The 21,916-nt window shown below is 41.5% G+C and carries 37 protein-coding genes; 35 read left to right on the forward strand and 2 right to left on the reverse strand.

What is annotated here, in order from left to right; all coding sequences use genetic code 11:
* Positions 1-5: 5 nt before the first annotated feature.
* On the reverse strand, positions 6-461 hold the full coding sequence (locus tag BUA79_RS01805; RefSeq protein ID WP_073992650.1) for a GNAT family N-acetyltransferase: 456 nt from the start codon (positions 459-461) through the stop codon (positions 6-8).
* Positions 462-637: 176 nt separating this feature from the next.
* Here BUA79_RS01805 and rpsL point away from each other — a divergent pair, with 176 nt between their 5' ends.
* The 4 genes from rpsL to tuf all read left to right on the forward strand — a co-directional run bounded on the left by rpsL (position 638) and on the right by tuf (position 5,178).
* Complete coding sequence (rpsL, locus tag BUA79_RS01810) at positions 638-1,060, forward strand: 30S ribosomal protein S12 (RefSeq protein WP_073992702.1); 423 nt, start codon at positions 638-640, stop codon at positions 1,058-1,060.
* Positions 1,061-1,223: 163 nt separating this feature from the next.
* Complete coding sequence (rpsG, locus tag BUA79_RS01815; protein ID WP_207647306.1) at positions 1,224-1,694, forward strand: 30S ribosomal protein S7; 471 nt, start codon at positions 1,224-1,226, stop codon at positions 1,692-1,694.
* Positions 1,695-1,739: 45 nt separating this feature from the next.
* The gene (fusA, locus tag BUA79_RS01820) at positions 1,740-3,857 is read left to right on the forward strand and encodes an elongation factor G (protein ID WP_073992652.1); all 2,118 of its coding nucleotides are present in this window, start codon (positions 1,740-1,742) and stop codon (positions 3,855-3,857) included.
* 127 nt (positions 3,858-3,984) lie between these two features.
* Complete coding sequence (tuf, locus tag BUA79_RS01825; RefSeq protein ID WP_073992653.1) at positions 3,985-5,178, forward strand: elongation factor Tu; 1,194 nt, start codon at positions 3,985-3,987, stop codon at positions 5,176-5,178.
* Between the two features lie 54 nt (positions 5,179-5,232).
* Here the strand turns inward: tuf and BUA79_RS01830 are convergent, their stop codons facing one another.
* Entirely contained in the window at positions 5,233-6,093 is an 861-nt protein-coding gene (locus BUA79_RS01830) for a class I SAM-dependent methyltransferase (RefSeq protein ID WP_073992654.1), read from the reverse strand.
* Positions 6,094-6,645: 552 nt separating this feature from the next.
* Between BUA79_RS01830 and rpsJ the strand changes: the two genes are divergently transcribed.
* The 31 genes from rpsJ to BUA79_RS01985 all read left to right on the forward strand — a co-directional run bounded on the left by rpsJ (position 6,646) and on the right by BUA79_RS01985 (position 21,899).
* Positions 6,646-6,963: a 30S ribosomal protein S10 gene (gene rpsJ, locus BUA79_RS01835; protein WP_073992655.1), complete on the forward strand. Its 318-nt coding sequence runs from the start codon at positions 6,646-6,648 to the stop codon at positions 6,961-6,963.
* 89 nt (positions 6,964-7,052) lie between these two features.
* Positions 7,053-7,688, forward strand: a complete 636-nt coding sequence (rplC, locus tag BUA79_RS01840; RefSeq protein WP_073992656.1) for a 50S ribosomal protein L3 — start codon at positions 7,053-7,055, stop codon at positions 7,686-7,688.
* A 28-nt stretch (positions 7,689-7,716) separates the two neighbouring features.
* A complete protein-coding gene (rplD, locus tag BUA79_RS01845) occupies positions 7,717-8,337 on the forward strand; it encodes a 50S ribosomal protein L4 (protein ID WP_073992657.1) in 621 nt (206 codons plus the stop codon).
* Positions 8,337-8,636, forward strand: coding sequence for a 50S ribosomal protein L23 (rplW, locus tag BUA79_RS01850; protein ID WP_073992658.1), 300 nt, complete (start codon positions 8,337-8,339; stop codon positions 8,634-8,636). Before rplD ends, rplW begins: the two co-directional genes overlap by 1 nt.
* 66 nt (positions 8,637-8,702) lie before the next feature.
* The gene (gene rplB / locus BUA79_RS01855; RefSeq protein ID WP_073992659.1) at positions 8,703-9,545 is read left to right on the forward strand and encodes a 50S ribosomal protein L2; all 843 of its coding nucleotides are present in this window, start codon (positions 8,703-8,705) and stop codon (positions 9,543-9,545) included.
* Between the two features lie 14 nt (positions 9,546-9,559).
* Positions 9,560-9,841, forward strand: coding sequence for a 30S ribosomal protein S19 (gene rpsS / locus BUA79_RS01860; protein WP_073992660.1), 282 nt, complete (start codon positions 9,560-9,562; stop codon positions 9,839-9,841).
* A gap of 28 nt (positions 9,842-9,869) precedes the next feature.
* Positions 9,870-10,256, forward strand: a complete 387-nt coding sequence (rplV, locus tag BUA79_RS01865; RefSeq protein ID WP_073992661.1) for a 50S ribosomal protein L22 — start codon at positions 9,870-9,872, stop codon at positions 10,254-10,256.
* Between the two features lie 11 nt (positions 10,257-10,267).
* Positions 10,268-10,924 carry a 30S ribosomal protein S3 gene (rpsC, locus tag BUA79_RS01870; protein WP_073992662.1) on the forward strand — a complete coding sequence of 219 codons (657 nt, stop codon included), beginning with the start codon at positions 10,268-10,270 and terminating at the stop codon, positions 10,922-10,924.
* Positions 10,924-11,361, forward strand: coding sequence for a 50S ribosomal protein L16 (rplP, locus tag BUA79_RS01875; RefSeq protein ID WP_073992663.1), 438 nt, complete (start codon positions 10,924-10,926; stop codon positions 11,359-11,361). The genes rpsC and rplP overlap by 1 nt, the downstream gene beginning before the upstream one ends.
* On the forward strand, positions 11,351-11,560 hold the full coding sequence (rpmC, locus tag BUA79_RS01880; RefSeq protein ID WP_073992664.1) for a 50S ribosomal protein L29: 210 nt from the start codon (positions 11,351-11,353) through the stop codon (positions 11,558-11,560). Before rplP ends, rpmC begins: the two co-directional genes overlap by 11 nt.
* A 23-nt stretch (positions 11,561-11,583) precedes the next feature.
* Complete coding sequence (gene rpsQ, locus BUA79_RS01885; protein ID WP_334292707.1) at positions 11,584-11,838, forward strand: 30S ribosomal protein S17; 255 nt, start codon at positions 11,584-11,586, stop codon at positions 11,836-11,838.
* Positions 11,839-11,855: 17 nt separating this feature from the next.
* Positions 11,856-12,224 (forward strand): 50S ribosomal protein L14, encoded by a 369-nt coding sequence (rplN, locus tag BUA79_RS01890; protein WP_073992665.1) that lies wholly within the window; start codon positions 11,856-11,858, stop codon positions 12,222-12,224.
* A 13-nt stretch (positions 12,225-12,237) separates the two neighbouring features.
* Entirely contained in the window at positions 12,238-12,546 is a 309-nt protein-coding gene (rplX, locus tag BUA79_RS01895; protein WP_073992666.1) for a 50S ribosomal protein L24, read from the forward strand.
* Between the two features lie 23 nt (positions 12,547-12,569).
* Positions 12,570-13,112 carry a 50S ribosomal protein L5 gene (gene rplE, locus BUA79_RS01900; RefSeq protein WP_073992667.1) on the forward strand — a complete coding sequence of 181 codons (543 nt, stop codon included), beginning with the start codon at positions 12,570-12,572 and terminating at the stop codon, positions 13,110-13,112.
* 13 nt (positions 13,113-13,125) lie between these two features.
* On the forward strand, positions 13,126-13,311 hold the full coding sequence (locus tag BUA79_RS01905; RefSeq protein ID WP_073992668.1) for a type Z 30S ribosomal protein S14: 186 nt from the start codon (positions 13,126-13,128) through the stop codon (positions 13,309-13,311).
* Between the two features lie 55 nt (positions 13,312-13,366).
* On the forward strand, positions 13,367-13,768 hold the full coding sequence (gene rpsH, locus BUA79_RS01910) for a 30S ribosomal protein S8 (protein ID WP_073992669.1): 402 nt from the start codon (positions 13,367-13,369) through the stop codon (positions 13,766-13,768).
* A 29-nt stretch (positions 13,769-13,797) separates the two neighbouring features.
* On the forward strand, positions 13,798-14,340 hold the full coding sequence (rplF, locus tag BUA79_RS01915) for a 50S ribosomal protein L6 (protein WP_073992670.1): 543 nt from the start codon (positions 13,798-13,800) through the stop codon (positions 14,338-14,340).
* Between the two features lie 17 nt (positions 14,341-14,357).
* The gene (gene rplR, locus BUA79_RS01920) at positions 14,358-14,726 is read left to right on the forward strand and encodes a 50S ribosomal protein L18 (RefSeq protein WP_073992671.1); all 369 of its coding nucleotides are present in this window, start codon (positions 14,358-14,360) and stop codon (positions 14,724-14,726) included.
* A 16-nt stretch (positions 14,727-14,742) separates the two neighbouring features.
* Positions 14,743-15,252, forward strand: coding sequence for a 30S ribosomal protein S5 (gene rpsE, locus BUA79_RS01925; protein WP_073992672.1), 510 nt, complete (start codon positions 14,743-14,745; stop codon positions 15,250-15,252).
* Between the two features lie 15 nt (positions 15,253-15,267).
* A complete protein-coding gene (gene rpmD / locus BUA79_RS01930; RefSeq protein WP_073992673.1) occupies positions 15,268-15,450 on the forward strand; it encodes a 50S ribosomal protein L30 in 183 nt (60 codons plus the stop codon).
* A 22-nt stretch (positions 15,451-15,472) separates the two neighbouring features.
* Positions 15,473-15,913 carry a 50S ribosomal protein L15 gene (gene rplO / locus BUA79_RS01935; protein WP_073992674.1) on the forward strand — a complete coding sequence of 147 codons (441 nt, stop codon included), beginning with the start codon at positions 15,473-15,475 and terminating at the stop codon, positions 15,911-15,913.
* Positions 15,913-17,238: a preprotein translocase subunit SecY gene (gene secY, locus BUA79_RS01940; RefSeq protein ID WP_073992675.1), complete on the forward strand. Its 1,326-nt coding sequence runs from the start codon at positions 15,913-15,915 to the stop codon at positions 17,236-17,238. The genes rplO and secY overlap by 1 nt, the downstream gene beginning before the upstream one ends.
* A 38-nt stretch (positions 17,239-17,276) precedes the next feature.
* Complete coding sequence (locus tag BUA79_RS01945) at positions 17,277-17,921, forward strand: adenylate kinase (protein ID WP_073992676.1); 645 nt, start codon at positions 17,277-17,279, stop codon at positions 17,919-17,921.
* A gap of 2 nt (positions 17,922-17,923) precedes the next feature.
* A complete protein-coding gene (gene map / locus BUA79_RS01950; protein ID WP_073992677.1) occupies positions 17,924-18,673 on the forward strand; it encodes a type I methionyl aminopeptidase in 750 nt (249 codons plus the stop codon).
* 12 nt (positions 18,674-18,685) lie between these two features.
* Positions 18,686-18,931 carry a KOW domain-containing RNA-binding protein gene (locus tag BUA79_RS01955; RefSeq protein ID WP_073992678.1) on the forward strand — a complete coding sequence of 82 codons (246 nt, stop codon included), beginning with the start codon at positions 18,686-18,688 and terminating at the stop codon, positions 18,929-18,931.
* A gap of 19 nt (positions 18,932-18,950) precedes the next feature.
* A complete protein-coding gene (infA, locus tag BUA79_RS01960) occupies positions 18,951-19,169 on the forward strand; it encodes a translation initiation factor IF-1 (protein ID WP_073992679.1) in 219 nt (72 codons plus the stop codon).
* 108 nt (positions 19,170-19,277) lie between these two features.
* Positions 19,278-19,391, forward strand: a complete 114-nt coding sequence (rpmJ, locus tag BUA79_RS01965) for a 50S ribosomal protein L36 (RefSeq protein WP_073992704.1) — start codon at positions 19,278-19,280, stop codon at positions 19,389-19,391.
* A gap of 98 nt (positions 19,392-19,489) precedes the next feature.
* Positions 19,490-19,858, forward strand: coding sequence for a 30S ribosomal protein S13 (rpsM, locus tag BUA79_RS01970; protein WP_073992680.1), 369 nt, complete (start codon positions 19,490-19,492; stop codon positions 19,856-19,858).
* A gap of 43 nt (positions 19,859-19,901) precedes the next feature.
* Positions 19,902-20,297, forward strand: coding sequence for a 30S ribosomal protein S11 (gene rpsK, locus BUA79_RS01975; RefSeq protein WP_073992681.1), 396 nt, complete (start codon positions 19,902-19,904; stop codon positions 20,295-20,297).
* Positions 20,298-20,313: 16 nt separating this feature from the next.
* Positions 20,314-20,910, forward strand: a complete 597-nt coding sequence (gene rpsD, locus BUA79_RS01980; RefSeq protein ID WP_073992682.1) for a 30S ribosomal protein S4 — start codon at positions 20,314-20,316, stop codon at positions 20,908-20,910.
* A 29-nt stretch (positions 20,911-20,939) separates the two neighbouring features.
* Complete coding sequence (locus tag BUA79_RS01985) at positions 20,940-21,899, forward strand: DNA-directed RNA polymerase subunit alpha (RefSeq protein ID WP_073992683.1); 960 nt, start codon at positions 20,940-20,942, stop codon at positions 21,897-21,899.
* The last annotated feature ends 17 nt before the right edge of the window (positions 21,900-21,916 follow it).

Here is a 21,916-nt window from a genome sequence, read left to right on the forward strand (position 1 = left end):
ATTGCTTAATTCTGACAGTGCCCCCCGCAGGGAGTTGTAAGATCCTTCAGGGTTAAAACCATTGTACTGGTTTGAGAACTGCTTTGAACAGTGGACTTATCCTCGATGAACATCAGTTTCTCGAAGAAGCCCCTACATTCAACCGGAATGTGTGCGTAGACCTTGTCCGCGCCGGCGTTGGCCGCCCGGTCAGCAAGCATTCTCACGATGAAATCCCCGTAACCGGAATTCCTGTATTCCTCAAGAACACAAACCTTATCAATTGTGAAACGAAAACTGCCGGCCAGGCTGAAATCATCCGGAGTAATCCTACCGGTGCCGACCACGTGGCTTCCATCGTACACAACTACATTTATGGCCAGGTTATCCTTTTCGTCAAGCCCTGCATGCAGGACCTTGTTCCGCACATGGGCTGCTCCGGAGAGGTCGTCGCCGAAACCCAAATATTTTCCTCTAATCATTGGACACTCCTTAAGATTATTATAATGCTATTATACGTCCTGAGGGAAAACTATTCAACCGAAACTCCTTGACATTTTTAAATCAGCTCTATATAATGAGTAAGCGTGCAAGAAGCACATTGCTTTTTGTATGCAAAAATGTTATAAAATATTTTACAGGAGGTGAAAAGAAAAGCATGCCTACATTTAACCAGTTAGTAAGAAACGGAAGACAGGTTGCAGAGAAGAAAGCAACCGCACCTGCACTTTTGAAAGGATACAACTCCTTAAGAAAGAAATCTACAAATACGGCTTCTCCACAAAAGAGAGGTGTTTGTACAGCAGTTAAAACAGCTACCCCTAAGAAGCCAAACTCGGCTCTTAGAAAAATTGCCAGAGTCCGTCTTTCCAACGGTATTGAAGTAACAAGCTATATCCCGGGAGAAGGTCATAACCTTCAGGAACATAGTGTTGTACTTATCCGTGGTGGAAGAGTTAAGGATTTACCAGGTACAAGATACCATATCGTAAGAGGAACACTCGATACGGCAGGTGTAGCGAACAGACGTCAGGCCCGCTCCAAATATGGCGCGAAAAGACCAAAGGACGCAAAAAAATAGGATTCATAGGTTGAATGATATTGTGCTCGGATTTTCATATTTTACCTGTACTTTAAGGTTTTTATATAGTTGCCGTGCATGTACACAATCAAAGTGAGTACCGATGAATTAATTCTACAATTGATTTATTCAATTGAATACTATGATTAAGGAGGGAAGCAACGTGCCACGTAAAGGACATACACAAAAAAGAGATGTATTAGCAGATCCTATGTACAATAGCAAAGTAGTTACAAAACTCATCAACAACATCATGTTGGACGGAAAAAGAGGAGTAGCTCAGAAAATTGTATATGGTGCATTTGAAAAGGTTGCAGAAAAAACCGGTAAATCTGCTTTAGAAGTATTTGAAGAGGGTATGAGCAACATCATGCCAGTTCTCGAAGTAAAAGCAAGACGTATCGGTGGAGCTACATACCAGGTGCCAATCGAGGTTAGAACAGACAGAAGACAGGCTCTGGCACTTCGCTGGTTGACAATGTATTCTCGCAAAAGAGGCGAAAAGACAATGATTGACAGATTAGCGAATGAAGTCATGGATGCAGCCAATAACACTGGTTCATCCGTTAAGAAAAAAGAAGACATGCACAAAATGGCAGATGCAAACAAGGCATTTGCCCATTACAGGTTCTAATAGACCTGTATGAGTGCTGCTCTATTATCGTAAGGAGGAAGAACTTTGGCTGGAAGAGAATATCCACTAGAGAGAACAAGGAACATCGGTATTATGGCTCATATTGATGCTGGTAAAACCACATTGACCGAGCGTATCTTATTTTATACCGGTGTTAACTATAAAATCGGTGATACTCATGAAGGTACTGCGACTATGGACTGGATGGAGCAGGAACAGGAAAGAGGAATCACCATCACTTCCGCCGCAACAACATGTCATTGGACTCCTCAAAAGGAGACAATAACAGCTCCAGGGGCTGTGGCGCATCGAATCAATATTATCGATACTCCGGGCCACGTTGATTTCACAGTTGAGGTTGAGCGTTCATTGCGCGTACTCGACGGAGCAGTAGGCGTATTCTGTGCTAAAGGCGGTGTAGAGCCCCAGTCAGAAAACGTTTGGCGTCAGGCGGATAAGTATCGTGTACCACGTATGGCATTCGTTAACAAAATGGATATCATGGGTGCAGATTTCTACAAAGCAGTTGATCAGATAAAAAACAGACTCGGAAAAAATCCGGTTCCAGTTCAGCTGCCAATCGGCAAAGAAGATGAATTCAAAGGAATCATCGATTTGTTCGAAATGCAGTCCTACATCTATAATGATGAAAAGGGCGAAGATATAACTATATCGGAAGTTTCGGAAGACATGAAGGATGAAGCAGAGATTTACCGTGCAGAAATGGTAGAAAAAATCTGTGAAACCGACGACGAACTGATGATGCAGTACTTGGAAGGGGAAGAACCTTCTGAGGAAAAACTGAGAGCTGCTTTAAGAAAAGCTACCTGTGAGGGTCTGCTTATCCCTGTATGCTGCGGTTCTGCATATAAAAATAAAGGCGTACAGAAGCTTTTGGATGCTATCATTGAGTACCTTCCGTCTCCTATTGACATCCCGGCAATCCAGGGAATCGACATGGACGGAAATCCTATCGAGAGACATTCTTCCGATGAGGAACCATTTTCCGCTCTTGCATTCAAGATTATGACAGATCCTTTTGTAGGAAAACTTGCATTCTTCAGGGTTTATTCCGGTACTATGAATTCCGGTTCATATGTGCTGAATGCAACAAAGAACAAAAAAGAACGTGTGGGTCGTATCCTGCTTATGCATGCAAATAAAAGGGAAGAAATTGATAAAGTTTATTCCGGAGATATCGCGGCAGCAGTAGGTTTTAAAACCACTACAACAGGCGATACAATCTGTGATGAGCAGAACGCCGTAATATTAGAGTCAATGGAATTCCCGAAACCGGTTATTGACGTAGCTATTGAGCCGAAAACCAAAGCCAGCCAGGGTAAAATGGGCGAAGCGTTGGCAAAGCTTGCTGAAGAAGATCCAACATTCAGGGCTCATACGGATACAGAGACTGGCCAGGTTATTATTTCCGGAATGGGCGAGCTCCATCTGGAGATCATCGTAGACAGACTTCTTCGTGAGTTCAAGGTTGAAGCCAACGTTGGCGCACCACAGGTTGCATATAAGGAAACTTTCACCAAAACGGTTGAGGTTGACAGCAAATATGCTAAACAGTCCGGTGGACGTGGACAGTACGGACATTGCCGTGTAAGGTTTGAGCCTATGGACGCGAACGCAGAGAAAACATTTGAGTTTGCATCCGAAGTAGTAGGTGGTTCCATACCTAAGGAATATATTCCTGCTGTCGGAGAAGGTATTGAAGAAGCTTCCAAAGCTGGTATTCTTGGAGGATTCCCAGTGCTCGGCGTAAGAGCAGTCGTATATGATGGCTCTTATCATGAAGTCGATTCAAGTGAAATGGCATTCCATATTGCCGGATCCCTTGCATTCAAGGAAGCGATGCATAAAGCCGGTGCGGTTCTGTTAGAGCCAATCATGAAGGTTGAGGTTTCAACACCTGAAGACTACATGGGCGACGTAATCGGTGATATCAATTCCAGGCGTGGTCGTATTGAAGGTATGGAGGATATCGGAGGCGGCAAGATGATCAAAGCATTTGTTCCCCTTGCTGAAATGTTCGGTTACTCAACAGACCTTCGTTCAAGAACACAGGGCCGTGGAAACTACTCCATGTTCTTTGATAAATACGAACAGGCACCAAAATCCATACAGGAAAAAGTACTCAGCGCACAGTCTAAATAAATGATGCAAATAGGTACTTGAAAATGTCTTACATTTGAAATATAATCAGATGTGAGCTTGAAAAAATGATTTTAAAAAAGCGAAATTATACCGTTATGGTAGATAATTATAAGGAGGAATTACAAAAATGGCTAAAGCTAAATTTGAGAGATCCAAACCACATTGTAATATTGGAACCATTGGTCACGTAGATCATGGTAAAACAACATTAACAGCAGCTATTACAAAAACACTGCATCAGAGATTAGGAACAGGTCAGGCTGTTGCTTTTGATATGATCGACAAAGCTCCGGAAGAAAGAGAAAGAGGAATCACAATCTCTACAGCTCACGTTGAATATGAGACAACCAAAAGACATTATGCTCATGTTGACTGCCCAGGACATGCCGATTACGTTAAGAACATGATCACCGGTGCTGCACAGATGGATGGTGCTATCCTGGTTGTTGCTGCAACAGACGGTGTTATGGCTCAGACTAAAGAGCATATCCTTCTGTCCCGTCAGGTAGGCGTTCCTTATGTTGTTGTATTCATGAACAAATGCGACGCTGTTGATGATGAAGAGCTTCTTGAACTGGTTGAAATGGACATCAGAGATTTACTGAATGACTATGGATTCCCAGGAGATGATACTCCTGTCATCAAAGGCTCCGCTCTTAAAGCTCTTGAAGATCCTTCAGGAGAATGGGGAGATAAAGTTCTTGAATTAATGGACGCTGTTGATTCATGGATTCCAGATCCTGTCAGAGAAACAGACAAACCTTTCCTTATGCCAATTGAGGATGTATTCTCAATCACAGGCCGTGGAACAGTTGCAACAGGTAGAGTTGAGCGTGGAACACTTCATGTTCAGGAAGAAGTTGAAATCGTTGGTATCCACGAAGAGACTCGTAAAGTTGTTGTTACAGGTATCGAAATGTTCAGAAAGCTTCTTGATGAAGCCAGAGCAGGCGATAACATCGGAGCACTTTTACGTGGAGTTCAGAGAACAGAAATCGAAAGAGGACAGGTTCTTTGCAAACCGGGCTCAATCAAATGCCACAAGAAATTCAAAGCTCAGGTTTACGTTCTGACAAAAGATGAAGGTGGACGTCATACTCCTTTCTTCAACAACTACAGACCACAGTTCTATTTCAGAACAACTGACGTTACTGGCGTTATCTCTTTACCAGAAGGCACAGAAATGTGTATGCCTGGCGATAACATCGTAATGGACATCGAGCTGATTCATCCAATCGCTATGGAGCAGGGCTTAGGCTTCGCTATCCGTGAAGGTGGAAGAACAGTTGGATCAGGAAAAGTTATCGAAATCGTTGAATAATTAAATAGTAATATAAAAAGTGCCGGAAAGCTAAGCTTTCCGGCACTTTTGTATTTATCTGCTCCAACGTCCGCTTGCACCGCAAGGGAGAAAAAGACCATTCCCGGATACGGGGAGTCCGATTTCGGAGGATTTTACCGTACCGCCGAATTTTGAGCGGACTTCTAATTCCAGCATATAAGTGAGGACTGAAGGGGCAAGTCCCGTTGTATAGGAGTTAATCAGATAGAAAAGGGGATTGTCTGAAAGAATCTGGGCGCAGAGTTTCACAAAATCATAAATGCTGTCCTCTATTTTCCAGATTTCCCCCTTGGGACCTCTTCCGTAGGAGGGCGGATCCATGATAACCGCATCATATTTATTGCCGCGGCGGATTTCCCTTTCCACAAACTTTACGCAGTCATCCACAAGCCATCGTATGGGTGCGTCTCCCAGCCCGGAAGATTTTGCGTTTTCTTTTGCCCACGAGACCATTCCTTTCGAAGCATCCACGTGGGTGACTTCAGCACCGGCGGCTGCGGCTGCAAGCGTGGCACCTCCGGTGTAGGCAAAAAGATTCAGAACCTTGATCGGTTTATCGGCTTTTTGAATCAGGCCACTAAACCAGTCCCAGTTCGTGGCCTGTTCTGGGAAAAGCCCTGTATGTTTGAAGCTGAAAGGCTTAAGGTTGAAACGGAGCGTTTTGTATCCTATCTGCCATTGTTCAGGAAGATTGAAAAAGTCCCATTCACCGCCTCCCTGCGCGCTTCTGTGATAATGGCCATTTGGCTGTTTCCACAGCTTGTTCTCTCTTGGCGTGTTCCAGATTACCTGGGGATCCGGCCGTACCAGATGGAAATCACCCCACCTTTCCAGTTTTTCACCGCCCGAAGTATCCAGTACCTCGTAATCCTTCCATCCGTCAGCTATCCACATATATTATTCCATTCCTTCCATATAAATGATACCAGTTAATATAATTGTGGCAATTATATCATAAATGCAATGAATGTAACAGTGGATTATGGGACATGGCGGTCTTGTCCTTAATGGGATTTCCCGAAATTAAAATTAAAACTTGTCTAGTGTCTGAAACTCATGTATTATGTATTTACGTAAAACTTTGGATGATATGGTTCATGCTGTGGGTGGAGATAAAGTTTTTTGACAAAAAAAGAAAAAACACTTGCAATTTGAAATCTACTAATATATACTAGTAAAGCTGTGACATAGATAGCTATGATACGAGAGGTTGCTGCATGCAAATGGCAGGTTTTCCGTGGAGCGAATGTCATGTTAGGAAACTGGCGACAAGTCACTGTACAAAGATACTGGTCCGTCATCGGGACGGAAACGACGTGTAGGTTTGCAAGAAGTGCTTATGCACATGCTATTTATTGGCAAGTTTGCGACACACACGGAAGAGTGTACAGTCACCACTTGTCGTACTGTAAAGTTATATAGTGCGAAAAGGAGGCGGCTTTTTTTATGGCAAGTCAAGTAATGAGAATCACGTTGAAGGCATATGATCACAAATTAATAGATCAGTCAGCCGGAAAAATCATTGATACGGTGAAGAAAACCGGATCACAGGTAAGCGGACCAATTCCGTTGCCAACTAAGAGAGAAGTAGTAACTATTCTTAGAGCTGTACACAAGTACAAAGATTCAAGAGAGCAGTTCGAACAAAGAACTCACAAAAGACTTATCGATATCATTGCACCAACACAGAAGACAGTAGATGCACTGTCCAAGCTGGAAATGCCAGCAGGTGTTTATATTGATATCAAAATGAAAACGAAATAATCCTGAAGGGCTTAATATATACGGTATATTAACTGTTCTAGGATGAACATGCATCAGCGTGTTCCGCTGTAGATTAACAGGAGGTAATGATGAAGAGAGCAATTTTAGCAACAAAAATCGGCATGACACAGATCTTTGATGACGCTGGTATACTTACACCAGTCACTGTGCTTCAGGCTGGACCATGTGTTGTAACACAGGTTAAAACAATGGAAAAAGACGGATACAGTGCCATCCAGGTCGGTTATTCCGATATCAGGGCGAAACTGGTAAACAAGCCGGAAAAAGGCGTGTATGAGAAAGCCGGCATTTCCTATAAGAGATTCCTGAGAGAATTCAGACTCGAAAATGCTGAGGAATATTCTGTAAAAGATGAAATCAAAGCAGACGTTTTTGCTGCAGGCGACAAAGTGGATGCAAGCGCTGTATCCAAGGGAAAAGGATTCCAGGGCGCAATCAAGAGACATAATCAGTCCAGAGGACCTATGGCTCACGGCTCTAAGTTCCATCGTCATGCAGGTTCCAACGGTGCCGCAACCAACCCTGGTAAAGTTTTCAAAGGAAAGAAAATGCCAGGACACATGGGAGCAAAAAGGATTACCGTTCAGAATCTTGAAATTATCAGAGTTGACGCAGAGAACAATCTGCTTTTAGTTAAAGGTGCGGTTCCGGGACCTAGAAAATCAATGGTCACAATCCGCGAATCAGTTAAAACATCTAAATAGTTTTTTGTAAGAAAGGAGGAACACACAGATGTCAAAAGTATCTGTTTATAATATGGAAGGCACACAGGTTGGAGAGATTGAACTCAACGAAGCTGTATTTGGTGTCAAAGTAAATGAACATTTAGTGCATGAAGCAGTGGTCAGCCAGCTTGCAAACAACCGTCAGGGCACACAAAGTGCCAAGACACGTTCAGATGTAAGAGGCGGCGGAAGAAAACCATGGAAGCAGAAGGGGACCGGTCATGCAAGACAGGGTTCAACGAGAGCTCCACAGTGGAAAGGCGGCGGCGTTGTATTTGCACCGAAGCCAAGAGACTACACAATCAGATTGAACAAAAAGGAAAAAAGGATTGCTCTTAAATCGGCCCTTACTTCCAGAGTAGCTGCGAATAAATTCATTGTTATTGATGAATTCAAATTTGAAGGAATCAAAACAAAGAGACTGGTAGAGGTTATGGATAACCTTAAAATCTCAAAAGCTCTTCTGGTTTTGAATGAAAACGATAAAAATGTAATTTTATCAGCAAGAAACGTTCCACAGATCAAGACGGCACTTACAAATACGATCAACGTATATGATATCCTCAAATACGACACAATCGTTATTGACAAGGCAGCCGTTGCAACAATTGAGGAGGTGTATGCATAATGGCAAGTTTACAGTATTATGATGTGATCCTCAAACCGGTAATCACAGAAAAAAGCATGGACGCAATGACAAGCAAAAAATATACATTTCTTGTACATACCGCCGCAACAAAATTTCAGATAAAAGAAGCAGTTGAAAAAATGTTCGCTGGTACAAAAGTCAAGAGTGTCCACACAATGAACTTAGACGGAAAAAAGAAAAGAAGAGGAACGACTGTCGGAAGAACAGCTAAGACTAAGAAAGCTATCATCCAGCTGACACAGGAAAGCAAAGACATCGAAATCTTCGAAGGACTTTAATACAGGTCCTAACTATACGCAGTAAAGCGTGATAATAAACATTAGTTGTTGAAAGGAGTCACCAAAATGGGAATTAAAAAGTACAACCCATATACACCTTCCAGAAGAGCTATGACCAGCCTGGATAACAAAGATATCACCAAAAAAACTCCAGAAAAGTCTTTGCTGGTTTCTTTAAATAAAAACGCAGGTCGTAATAATCAGGGTAAAATAACAGTAAGACACCGCGGAGGCGGATCTAGAAGAAAATATAGGATCATCGACTTCAAGAGAAGAAAAGACGATGTGCCTGCAAAGGTTATCGGTATCGAATATGATCCAAACAGAACAGCTAACATCGCGTTAATCGCTTATGCAGATGGTGAAAAGGCATATATCCTTGCACCAAACGGATTAACAGATGGAATGACGGTAATGAACGGTGAAAAAGCTGAGATCAAAGTGGGCAACTGCCTTCCTCTCGGAAATATACCAGTAGGTACCGAAATCCACAACATCGAGCTTTATCCAGGCAAAGGCGGCCAGCTTGTCCGTTCAGCAGGAAACAGCGCTCAGCTGATGGCTAAAGAAGGTAAGTACGCAACACTCAGACTTCCTTCAGGCGAGATGAGAATGGTCCCAATCTTATGCAGAGCTACCATTGGCAAGATCGGAAACATTGAGCATGATCTTGTAAATATCGGTAAAGCCGGACGTAAGAGAAACATGGGTATCAGACCAACAGTTCGTGGTTCCGTCATGAATCCTAACGATCATCCACACGGTGGTGGTGAAGGAAGAACTGGTATCGGACGTCCCGGTCCAAGTACTCCTTGGGGCAAACCAGCTCTTGGATATAAGACAAGAAAGAAAAACAAACATTCTAACAAGATGATCGTAAGAAGAAGAGACGGAAAGAATATGAAATAAGGAGGTAAATACCTATGTCAAGGTCGCTTAAAAAGGGTCCATTTGCAGATGTGAGTCTGCTTAAAAAGATAGATGCAATGAACGAATCAGGACAAAAACAGGTTATCAAGACCTGGTCACGCCGTTCAACAATTTTTCCATCAATGATGGGATTTACCATCGCAGTACATGACGGAAGAAGACATGTTCCGGTTTACGTAACAGAAGATATGGTTGGACATAAACTGGGTGAGTTTGTGGCCACAAGAACATATAGAGGACATGGAAAAGACGAAAAGAAGAGCAAGTCTCGTTAAACTATGAGTTTGAAAGGAGGTTTAATCCATGGCAAAAGGACATAGAAGTCAGATAAAAAGAGAGAGAAATGCAAATAAAGATCTCAGACCATCAGCAAAGTTATCATATGCAAGAGTGTCTGTTCAGAAAGCATGTTTCGTATTAGATGCCATCAGAGGCAAAGATGTGCAGACTGCAGTTGGAATCCTGGCATACAACCCTAGATATGCATCTGCTTTAGTAGAGAAGTTATTGAAATCAGCCATCGCAAATGCTGAGAACAATAATGGAATGAAAGCGGACAATCTTTATATCGAAGAGTGTTTTGCAAACAAAGGACCAACAATGAAAAGAGTTAAACCCAGAGCGCAGGGAAGGGCTTACAGAATTGAGAAAAGAATGAGCCATATCACTGTAGTGCTTAATGAGAGATAAGGAGGGCAATAATGGGACAGAAAGTTAATCCTCATGGCTTAAGGGTCGGCATTATCAAGGACTGGGATTCGAAATGGTATGCAGAGAAGGACTTTGCAGACAATCTCGTTGAAGACCATGTAATTAGAAAGTACCTTAAGTCCAGATTATATAATTCAGGTGTTTCAAAGATTGAAATTGAAAGAGCATCAGACAGATTAAAAGTAATCGTCTTTACGGCTAAACCCGGTGTAATTATCGGAAAAGGCGGAACTGAAATCGAGAAAGTTAAAAAAGAAGTTCAGAAACTGACTGATAAAAAACTTGTTATCGATATCAAGGAAGTTAAAAGACCAGAAAAAGACGCACAGCTTGTAGCAGAAAACATTGCCCAGCAGCTTGAAAATCGTGTATCTTTCAGAAGAGCCATGAAATCAGCAATGTCCAGAAGCCTTAAAGCAGGATCAAAGGGAATCAAAACAGCCGTAGCAGGCCGTTTAGGAGGAGCAGATATGGCTCGTACTGAGTTCTACAGTGAAGGAACCATTCCACTGCAGACACTGCGCGCAGATATCGACTATGGTTTTGCCGAAGCAGATACTACCTTTGGAAAATTAGGAATCAAAGTCTGGATATATAAAGGTGAAATACTTCCAACTAAAGGCAATAGGGAAGGGAGCGATAAATAATGTTAATGCCAAAAAGAGTAAAACGTCGTAAGCAGTTCCGTGGATCTATGGCCGGAAAAGCAACAAGAGGCAATAAAATCTCACATGGTGAATTCGGTATTGTCGCTATGGAACCGGCGTGGATCAAATCCAATCAGATAGAAGCAGCCCGTGTAGCTATGACCCGTTACATCAAACGTGGTGGCCAGGTATGGATTAAAATCTTCCCTGACAAGCCAGTAACTACAAAACCAGCTGAGACACGTATGGGTTCAGGTAAAGGTTCTTTGGAATATTGGGTAGCAGTAGCAAAACCAGGACGTGTCCTGTTTGAAATAGCCGGAGTACCTGAGGAGACAGCAAGAGAGGCATTGCGTCTTGCGTCACACAAATTACCACTGAAATGCAAAATCGTTTCTCGTGCAGACTTAGAAGGCGGTGATAACAGTGAAAATTAATAAATATGTAGAAGATTTAATGACAAAATCAGCTACAGAGTTAAACGAAGAATTAGTAGCTGCTAAAAAGGAACTTTTTAACCTAAGGTTTCAGAACGCAACAAATCAATTAGACAACACTAGCAGGATTAAAGAAGTCAGAAAAAACATCGCAAGAGTTCAGACTTTGATAACACAAAAAGCTAATGCTGCAGAATAATCCTATAGGAAGGAGGAATTGTTGTGGAAAGAAATATGAGAAAATCCCGTACCGGTACGGTAGTGAGCAATAAAATGGATAAAACCGTTGTTGTCTTGGTTGAGGATCACGTTCAGCATCCTTTATATAAAAAGATCATGAAGAGATCTTCCAAGCTTAAAGTTCATGATGAAAAAAATGAATGCGGCATCGGCGATAAAGTCAAAATAATGGAGACAAGACCTTTATCTAAAGATAAAAGATGGAGACTTATTGAAATAATCGAAAAGGCAAAATAGTAGGAAGGAGTATTATTATGATCCAACAGGAAAGCAGACTTAGAGTTGCTGATAACACCGGCGCCAAAGAAATCCTTTGTATCAGAGTATTGGGAGGTTCTACTAGAAGATATGCCAATATTGGTGATATAATCGTTGCCACTGTTAAAGATGCAACACCAGGCGGTGTTGTCAAAAAAGGCGATGTTGTTAAGGCGGTTGTCGTACGTACAGTAAAAGGCGCACGTCGTAAGGACGGCTCGTACATTAAATTTGACGAGAATGCTGCCGTAATCATTAAAGATGATATGAATCCAAAAGGAACCCGTATCTTTGGGCCGGTAGCCAGAGAGCTAAGAGAAAAGCAATTTATGAAAATTGTTTCATTAGCACCGGAAGTACTGTAGGGAGGTGTAGATAATGGCAAGTAAAATTAATAAAGGCGACCTGGTAAAGGTAATCGCCGGTAAAGATAAAGATAAAGAAGGCAAAATCATAGAGATTAACAGAAAGAAGAACACTGTTCTTGTGGAAGGAATCAACATGATGACAAAACATTCAAAACCAAGTGCTACAAATCAGGCAGGCGGTATCATCAATCAGGAAGGCCCTCTTGATATTTCCAACGTAATGTACATTTACAAAGGAAAACCTACAAGAATAGGATTTACCGTGAAAGATGGCAAAAAAGTACGCGTTGCGAAATCAACTGGCGATGTGATTGATTAATTTAGGAGAGGAGGCCCATAAAGTTGAGCAGACTTAGAGAAACTTACAATAATGAAGTTGTAAATGCAATGATAAATAAATTCGGCTACAAGAATGAAATGCAGGTTCCAAAGATCAACAAGATCGTTATCAACATGGGAGTTGGCGAGGCAAAAGACAATGCAAAGGTATTGGACTCAGCTGTTAAGGACATGTCAATCATTGCTGGTCAGAAACCTGTTATAACAAAGGCTAAAAATTCAATTGCAAACTTTAAACTCAGAGAAGGCGTGCCAATCGGATGCAAAGTAACACTCAGAGGCGAGAAGATGTATGAGTTCCTGGATCGTTTAGTAAACCTGGCACTTCCACGTGTTCGTGACTTCAGGGGTGTAAATCCGAATTCTTTTGACGGAAGAGGAAATTACGCACTTGGAATTAAAGAACAGTTGATTTTCCCTGAAATTGAATATGATAAAATCGATAAAACAAGAGGCATGGACATTATCATTGTCACAACTGCAAATACAGATGAAGAAGCCCGTGAATTATTGACATTATTCAATATGCCGTTTCAGAAACAATAAAGGAGGCAATTAGATGGCAAAGACCGCTATGAAAATAAAACAGCAGCGCAAAGCTAAGTTTTCCACTCAGGAATACACTCGCTGCAGAATATGTGGAAGACCACATGCTTATTTAAGAAAATACGGAATCTGCAGAATATGTTTCCGTGAATTAGCATATAAAGGACAAATACCAGGAGTCAGAAAAGCAAGCTGGTAGGTGGAACATTCGGAAAACAGCCAGAAGTTTTCCAGATTTAAAGGAGGAAAAATAAATGACTATGAGTGATCCAATCGCAGATATGCTTACAAGAATTCGTAACGCAAATACTGCTAAACACGACACTGTGGATATCCCATTATCAAAGATGAAATTAGCTATAGCTGAGATCCTTTTTAAGGAAGGCTATATCAAAAAATATGAAGTAGTCCAGGACGGAAATTTTCAGAATATCCACGTAACCCTCAAGTACGGTAAAGACAAGAATGAAAAAATCATTACCGGCCTCAAGAGAATATCAAAACCAGGACTTCGTGTATATGCTAACAAAGATGAGCTTCCAAGAGTTCTCGGAGGACTCGGAATAGCTATTATTTCAACGAATAGTGGAGTTGTAACTGATAAAGTAGCTAGAAAGCTGAACGTAGGCGGAGAAGTATTAGCGTTTGTTTGGTAAAATAACCAGATTATTAAGGAGGTAACGGCATGTCACGTATAGGAAGAATGCCTATCGCTATCCCGGCAGCAGTAACGGTCGATATAGCAGAAAATAATAAAGTGACTGTGAAAGGACCAATGGGAACACTTGAAAGAGTATTGCCTGCGGAAATGGATCTTAAATTAGAAGGCGAAACACTTATTGTTTCCAGACCTAATGATTTAAAGAGAATGAAGTCATTGCACGGACTTACAAGGTCGCTGATTAACAATATGGTAATCGGTGTATCCGAAGGATATAAGAAAAACCTGGAAATCGTTGGCGTTGGTTACAGAGCGGCAAAACAGGGAAATAAATTAGTATTGACACTTGGATATTCCCACCCGGTTGAGATGGAAGATCCCGAAGGAATCGAAGCAATAGTTACCGATCAGACCAAGATAACCGTAAGTGGTATTGATAAAGAAAAAGTTGGCCAATATGCAGCTGAAATCAGAGATAAGAGAAGACCAGAGCCATATAAAGGCAAAGGTATTAAATATGCTAATGAAGTTGTCAGACGTAAAGTTGGTAAGACTGGTAAGAAATAATTAAAGGAGTGACAAAAATGGTTAATAAAAAATCAAGAACAGAAGTCCGTGTTAATAAACACAGAAAATTACGTAATCGTTTCAGTGGTACTGCACAAAGACCACGTCTGGCTGTGTTCAGAAGTAATAATCATATGTATGCTCAAATTATTGACGATACAGTTGGAAATACCTTGGCGTCTGCCTCTACGCTTGAAAAAGATATTAAGGCAGAGCTGGAAAAAACCAATAACGTTGATGCAGCAGCATATTTAGGTGCAACGGTTGCCAAAAGAGCAATTGAAAAAGGTATAACGGATGTTGTCTTCGATAGAGGCGGCTTCATATATCACGGCAAAGTTCAGGCTTTGGCAGATGCGGCAAGAGAAGCTGGTCTGAAATTCTAATCAGGGAGGAGAACATATGAAACGTACAATCGTTGATGCCAGTCAGCTGGAACTGGAAGAAAAAGTAGTATCCATTAAACGTGTTACCAAGGTTGTTAAAGGTGGACGTAATTTCAGATTTACCGCTTTAGTTGTTGTCGGCGACGGCAACGGAAACGTTGGCGTAGGTCTGGGAAAAGCGACTGAAATTCCTGAAGCAATCCGCAAGGGAAAAGAAGACGCTTCCAAAAAACTGGTAGCAATACCAATGGATGACAACGCAAGTATTCCTCACGATATTATCGGAAAATTCGGCAGTGCTTCCGTACTGCTTAAGAGGGCACCGGAAGGTACAGGAGTTATCGCAGGAGGTCCTGCGCGTAACGTATTGGAAATGGCCGGAATTAAGAATATCCGTACAAAATCTTTAGGATCTAATAACAAACAGAATGTTGTTCTTGCTACAATCCAGGGATTAGCAGCTTTGAAGACACCTGAGCAGGTAGCAAAACTTCGCGGGAAGACCGTAGAAGAAATTTTAGGATAACCAGGAGGGTCAGAGATGGCAGGTAAATTAAAAATAACTTTAGTCAAATCTCCTATTGGTGCAATTCCAAAGCATAAGAAAACGATAGAAGCATTAGGCTTGAGAAAATTAAACAAATGCGTTGAGATGCCGGATAATGAAGCCATAAGAGGAATGATTTGGCACGTTAAGCATTTAGTAAAAGTAGAAGAAATTTAATAACGATAAGGAGGTGCTGGAAATGAACTTATCAAACTTACAAGCAGCTGAGGGATCAAAACATAGTGATAACTTCAGACGGGGACGCGGCCACGGATCAGGAAACGGAAAAACCGCTGGTAAAGGACATAAAGGCCAGAAAGCCCGTTCAGGAAGTCCGAGAATCGGATTTGAAGGCGGACAGATGCCCCTTTACAGAAGAATCCCTAAAAGAGGCTTCACAAACAGAAACACTAAAGATATTGTCAGCGTTAATATAGGCTCATTGGAAATATTTGATAATGATACTGTTGTTACCATCGAAATGTTGGTTGATACAAGAATCGTTAGAAACCCTAAAGATGGAGTTAAAATATTGGGTAATGGAGAACTTACCAAAAAGCTGACAGTTATAGCAAACGGTTTTAGTGCCGGAGCGAAAGAGAAAATTGAGGCAGTTGGTGGAGTCAGCGAGGTGATTTAATGCTGGAAGGCTTAAGAAATGCATTTAAGATTAAAGAAATCAGAAACCGCATTTTCTACACTTTTATTATTCTGATTATCGTCAGAATAGGATGCCAGCTTCCATTACCAGGCACTGACGCCGACGTAATAAAACAAATCATGGGAGACTTCTCGGTTGGTGCATTCAGCTTCTTCGATGCCCTGACCGGCAGCTCCTTTAGTAATATGTCCATATTTGCATTGAACATCACGCCGTACATCACTTCGACCATTATCATGCAGCTTCTGACGATAGCCATACCAAAGCTTGAGGAACTGCAGAAAGAGGGAGAAGACGGAAGAAAGAAAATTGCAAAGATTACAAGATATTTGACGGTAGGTCTTGCGCTGGTTCAGTCGACGGCCATGAGCATCGGATTTGGAAACCAGGGTATGTTCGGCTCAAAATCCTCGATGTCCACTACTGAATATGTATGGACACTTGCTGTAGCCGTTATTACTATGACCGCTGGTGCAGCGGTTATCATGTGGCTTGGTGAAAGAATTACGGAAAAAGGTATCGGAAACGGTATCTCCATAATTCTTATGGTTAACATTATTGACCGTATGCCGACGGATCTTGCAGGACTGATCAATCAGTTCGTAAAAGGAGCCAGCTCCGTAGGTGGTTCTGCACTGGCAGCTCTGATAATCATTGCAGTAATTGTATTTGTAGTCCTGTTTGTTGTATACCTGCAGGGCGGACAGCGGAAGATTCCGGTCCAGTATGCTAAAAGAATTGCAGGCAGAAAGACCTATGGAGGCCAGTCGTCCAATATCCCTTTAAGGGTAAACACGGCCGGTGTAATTCCAATCATCTTTGCGTCTTCACTTTTACAGATACCGGTTATCATAACAAGCTTTACGTCGACATCCACCCCGGAATGGACCAGATTCTTCAGTACACACTACTGGTGCAATCCGCAGTATCCGATTTATTCAGTAGGTTTTATCCTATATATCATCCTTGTTATATTTTTTGCTTATTTCTATACGTCAATCACTTTCAATCCAATGGAAGTGGCAGACAACATGAAAAAACAGGGTGGATTCATACCAGGTATCAGGCCAGGAAAACCAACGACCGAGTACCTTACCAGAATTTTGAACTACGTTATTTTTATAGGAGCGGTCGGACTGCTTATAGTTGCAGCTGTGCCAATCATATTCTCAGGATATTTTGCAACATCATTATCATTTGGAGGTACTTCACTGATCATCATCGTAGGCGTTATACTGGACACGGTTAAGAAGGTTGAGTCCATGATGGTTGTCCGTAACTATAAAGGCTTCCTGAATGACTGATGCAAGGTTCCGCGATTTTGAAAAGAGGTTAAGTTAAAATGAAAATAATTATGTTAGGTGCACCTGGAGCAGGAAAAGGTACACAGGCAAAAATGATTTCAGACAAGTACAAGATCCCCCATATTTCCACAGGAGATATATTCAGGGCAAATATTAAAAACGGTACGGAACTTGGTACTAAGGCAAAATCCTATATGGACCAGGGGCTTCTGGTTCCGGACGAGCTGGTGGTGGACCTGGTGGTGGATCGCCTTCAACAGGAAGACTGCAGGAACGGTTACATACTTGACGGATTCCCCAGGACAATACCACAGGCAGAAAGCCTGGAAGCTGCATTGAAAAATCTGAATGAAAAGATTGAATTTGCACTTAATATTGAAGTCCCTGACGAAAAGATTGTAAAAAGAATGGCTGGAAGAAGAGCCTGCGGTTCATGCAGCGCTACCTACCATATCGAAAATGTTCCTCCCAAAGTTGAAGGAATATGCGACATATGCAAAGGCAATCTTATTATAAGGGATGACGACAGACCGGAGACGGTTAAAAAACGTTTGGATGTATACCATGAACAGACTCAGCCTTTGATTCAGTATTATGAGGATAAGAAGATTCTGGTAAATATTGATGGAACTCAGGAAATGATGGAAGTATTCAACAACATCATCAGCATATTGGAGGCGTAAAAATGTCGGTGTCCATTAAATCGAACAGAGAAATAGCGTTAATGCGCGAAGCTGGGAAAATACTGTCGGATGTGCTCCTTCAACTGGGCGAGTCCGTAAAGGCAGGAGTTTCCACCTGGGAGATTGATCAAATCGGCGAAAAGCTAATCCGCAGCTATGGCTGTGAACCATCATTTCTGAATTATGAGGGATTTCCAGCTTCTGTGTGCATTTCAGTAAATGATGAAGTGGTACACGGGATTCCTACTAAAGAAAAAATACTTCATGATGGCGACATTGTCAGTTTTGATGCCGGGGTGATATACAGCGGATATCATGCTGATGCAGCCAGGACTTACCCGGTAGGCAATATTTCGGAAGAGGCAGCCGCACTGATTGAGGTTACAAAGCAAAGCTTCTTTGAAGGAATGAAATATGCAAAAGAGGGAAATTACCTGCACGACATATCCAATGCAATTGCAGAATACGCAGAAAATTTTGGGTATGGAGTTGTCCGGGATTTGGTCGGGCATGGAATAGGGAAACATCTGCATGAAGATCCGCAGATTCCAAATTTTAAGCAGGTAAAAAGAGGCGTCAGACTTAAAGCGGGAATGACGCTGGCCATAGAACCCATGATCAACGCCGGAAGGTATGACGTGGTCTGGATGGATGATGACTGGACCGTAGTCACGGATGACGGATCGCTTTCAGCTCATTACGAAAACACAGTACTGATCACGGACGGTGAGCCTGAAATTTTGACTTTGTAAGAGGAAGTACTTATGACACAATATGAAATTGGGACGCTGGTGTTTTCAAGGGCAGGGCATGACAAGGACAATCTCTATGTTATAATATCGGAGGAACCTGAATATGTATTCCTGGCAGATGGAAAGATCAAAACAATAGAAAATCCCAAGAAAAAAAACAAGAAACACATCCAGGTAATTCACAGTAAAATCGAGACCGAGAAGACAATTACCAATGAGGATATAAAAAGAGGAATAAAACTCTACAAGTCAAAATAGATTATAGGAGGTCTTGTGAATGTCAAAAGCTGACGTTATCGAAATTGAAGGAAGAGTAATCGAAAAACTCCCAAATGCTATGTTCCAGGTTGAGCTGGAAAACGGACACAAAGTACTGGCGCATATAAGCGGAAAACTCAGAATGAACTTTATTAAAATTTTACCAGGTGACAAAGTTACCATAGAACTTTCTCCCTACGACCTGACAAAAGGAAGAATAATCTGGCGAGATAAGTAAGCCGGATGCACGTAATTGGGAAGAAAAACTCAACACAAGTTTTGCTTGATTATTCCATATTGGGATGCTATAATGAAAAGCGGACTTTTTTTGAAAGGAGGATTTACTGTGAAAGTAAGATCATCAGTTAAACCTATTTGTGAAAAATGCAAAGTCATTAAAAGAAAAGGCAGTATCAGAGTAATCTGTGAAAACCCTAAGCATAAACAAAGACAGGGTTAATGCTGGTTCTAAGCGGCTGCAGTAGTGAGACACCAGGTAAAGTTGTTCACTACTATTAAATAAAATCTATATAATAAACAATGGAGGTGCAATAAACCATGGCTCGTATTTCCGGAATTGATTTACCAAGAGAAAAACGAATTGAAATTGGATTAACATACATTTATGGTATCGGCAGAGTTAGTGCAAATCGCATACTTGCTGATGCAAAAGTTAATCCCGATACAAGAGTCAGAGACTTAACAGATGATGAAATCAAAAGAATCAGCGCAGTTATCGATGATTCACAAATGGTTGAAGGCGATTTAAGAAGAGAAATCGCTATGAACATCAAGAGATTACAGGAAATTGGATGCTACAGAGGCATTCGTCATAGAAAAGGACTTCCAGTTCGCGGACAGAAAACAAAAACTAACGCAAGAACTAGAAAAGGCCCAAGAAGAACAGTTGCGAACAAGAAAAAATAATTAAACCCAGAAACGGGAACCCATAAGGGAGGTTAGTTTATAAATGGCTAAAAAAGTTACGAAAAAAGTGACAAAGAAGCGTGTTAAGAAAAACGTTGAACGAGGACAGGCACATATCCAATCATCTTTTAACAATACGATTGTAACGTTAACGGATACAGAAGGAAACGCCTTATCATGGGCTAGTGCCGGTGGTCTTGGATTTAGAGGTTCAAGGAAATCTACTCCTTATGCAGCTCAAATGGCAGCGGAAACTGCAACTAAAGCAGCTTTGATTCACGGCTTGAAATCAGTTGATGTTATGGTTAAAGGTCCGGGATCAGGAAGAGAAGCAGCAATCCGTGCGCTCCAGGCCTGCGGTCTTGAAGTCACAAGTATTAAGGACGTTACACCGGTACCACATAACGGATGTCGTCCACCAAAACGCAGAAGAGTTTAATGGGAGGTGCACATAGATGGCAGTAAATAGAGTTCCTGTTCTTAAAAGATGCAGATCACTTGGATTAGATCCAGTTTATTTAGGAATAGATAAGAAATCAACAAGAGAATTAAGAAGAAGCAACAGAAAGCTCAGCGAGTATGGTCTTCAGCTTAGAGAAAAACAGAAAGCAAAATTCATATATGGTGTTCTGGAGAAACCTTTCAGAAACTATTATGATAAAGCGAAAAAAATGAGCGGACAGGCTGGTCCTAACCTTATAATCATGTTAGAGACAAGACTTGATAATATTATTTACCGTTTAGGATTTGCCAGAACCAGAAGAGAAGCAAGACAGATCGTTGGTCATAAACATGTACTTGTAAATGGAAGATGCGTTAATATTCCATCCTACCTGGTTAAAGCAGGCGATACTATTGAAATTAAAGAGAAATGCAAAGATTCCCAGAGATATAAGGATGTGTTAGAAGCAACCGGAGGAAGACTTGTTCCTGATTGGTTGGAGGCAGATCCCGAAAATCTTAAAGGTGCAATCAAAGAACTTCCTTTAAGAGAAAACATTGACGTACCAGTTAATGAAGTGCTTATTGTCGAATTATATTCTAAGAATTAGGCAATTCCAAAAAAAGGAGGGGCTGTGTAGTGTTCGATTTTGAGAAACCCAATATTGAAATTGCTGAAATATCCGATGACAAGAAATATGGAAGATTTGTAGTTGAACCCTTGGAGAGAGGTTATGGTATCACCCTTGGCAACTCTTTGAGAAGAATTATGCTTTCATCGTTACCGGGTTCTGCAGTAAGCCAGGTAAAGATCGACGGAGTTTTACATGAATTCAGTACAATCCCCGGTGTTAAGGAAGATGTTACTGAAATCATTATGAATATAAAAAACTTGGCCATAAGAAATACATGCGACACGGATGAAGCAAAAACCGCATATATTGAGTACACTGGTGAAGGTGTGATTACTGCTGCCGATATCAAAGCGGATCCGGATATTGAGATTATCAATCCGGAGCTGGTAATAGCAACGCTTGACGGCTCAGCGGATTGCAGGCTGTACATGGAGCTTACCATCACTAAGGGACGAGGCTATGTAAGTGCTGAAAAGAATAAAAATGACGATCTGCCAATCGGCGTGATTGCGATTGATTCCATCTATACTCCGGTTGAAAGGGTTAATCTGAACGTGCAGAACACCCGTGTAGGCCAGATTACAGATTATGATAAACTTACCTTGGACTGCTATACAAACGGAACACTCTTCCCGGATGAAGCCGTAAGTCTTGCAGCTAAAGTTCTCAGTGAACATTTAAGTTTATTTATAGACTTATCCGCCAATGCAAAAAATGCTGAAATTATGGTGGAGAAGGAAGATAACAAAAAAGAAAAAGTGCTTGAAATGAACATTGATGAATTGGAACTTTCCGTTCGTTCATATAATTGTCTCAAGAGAGCCGGAATCAACACAGTCGAAGAGTTGACCAACAGGACAGCTGACGACATGATGAAGGTTAGAAACCTTGGCCGCAAGTCTTTGGAAGAAGTGCTTGCAAAACTTAAAGAACTTGGCTTGGCGTTAAATCAAAGCGAGGAATAAAAAGCCTGTGTAAAGGA

Origin of the sequence: Parasporobacterium paucivorans DSM 15970 (assembly GCF_900141895.1) — a bacterium.
In the GTDB taxonomy this organism is placed as follows: domain Bacteria; phylum Bacillota; class Clostridia; order Lachnospirales; family Lachnospiraceae; genus Parasporobacterium; species Parasporobacterium paucivorans.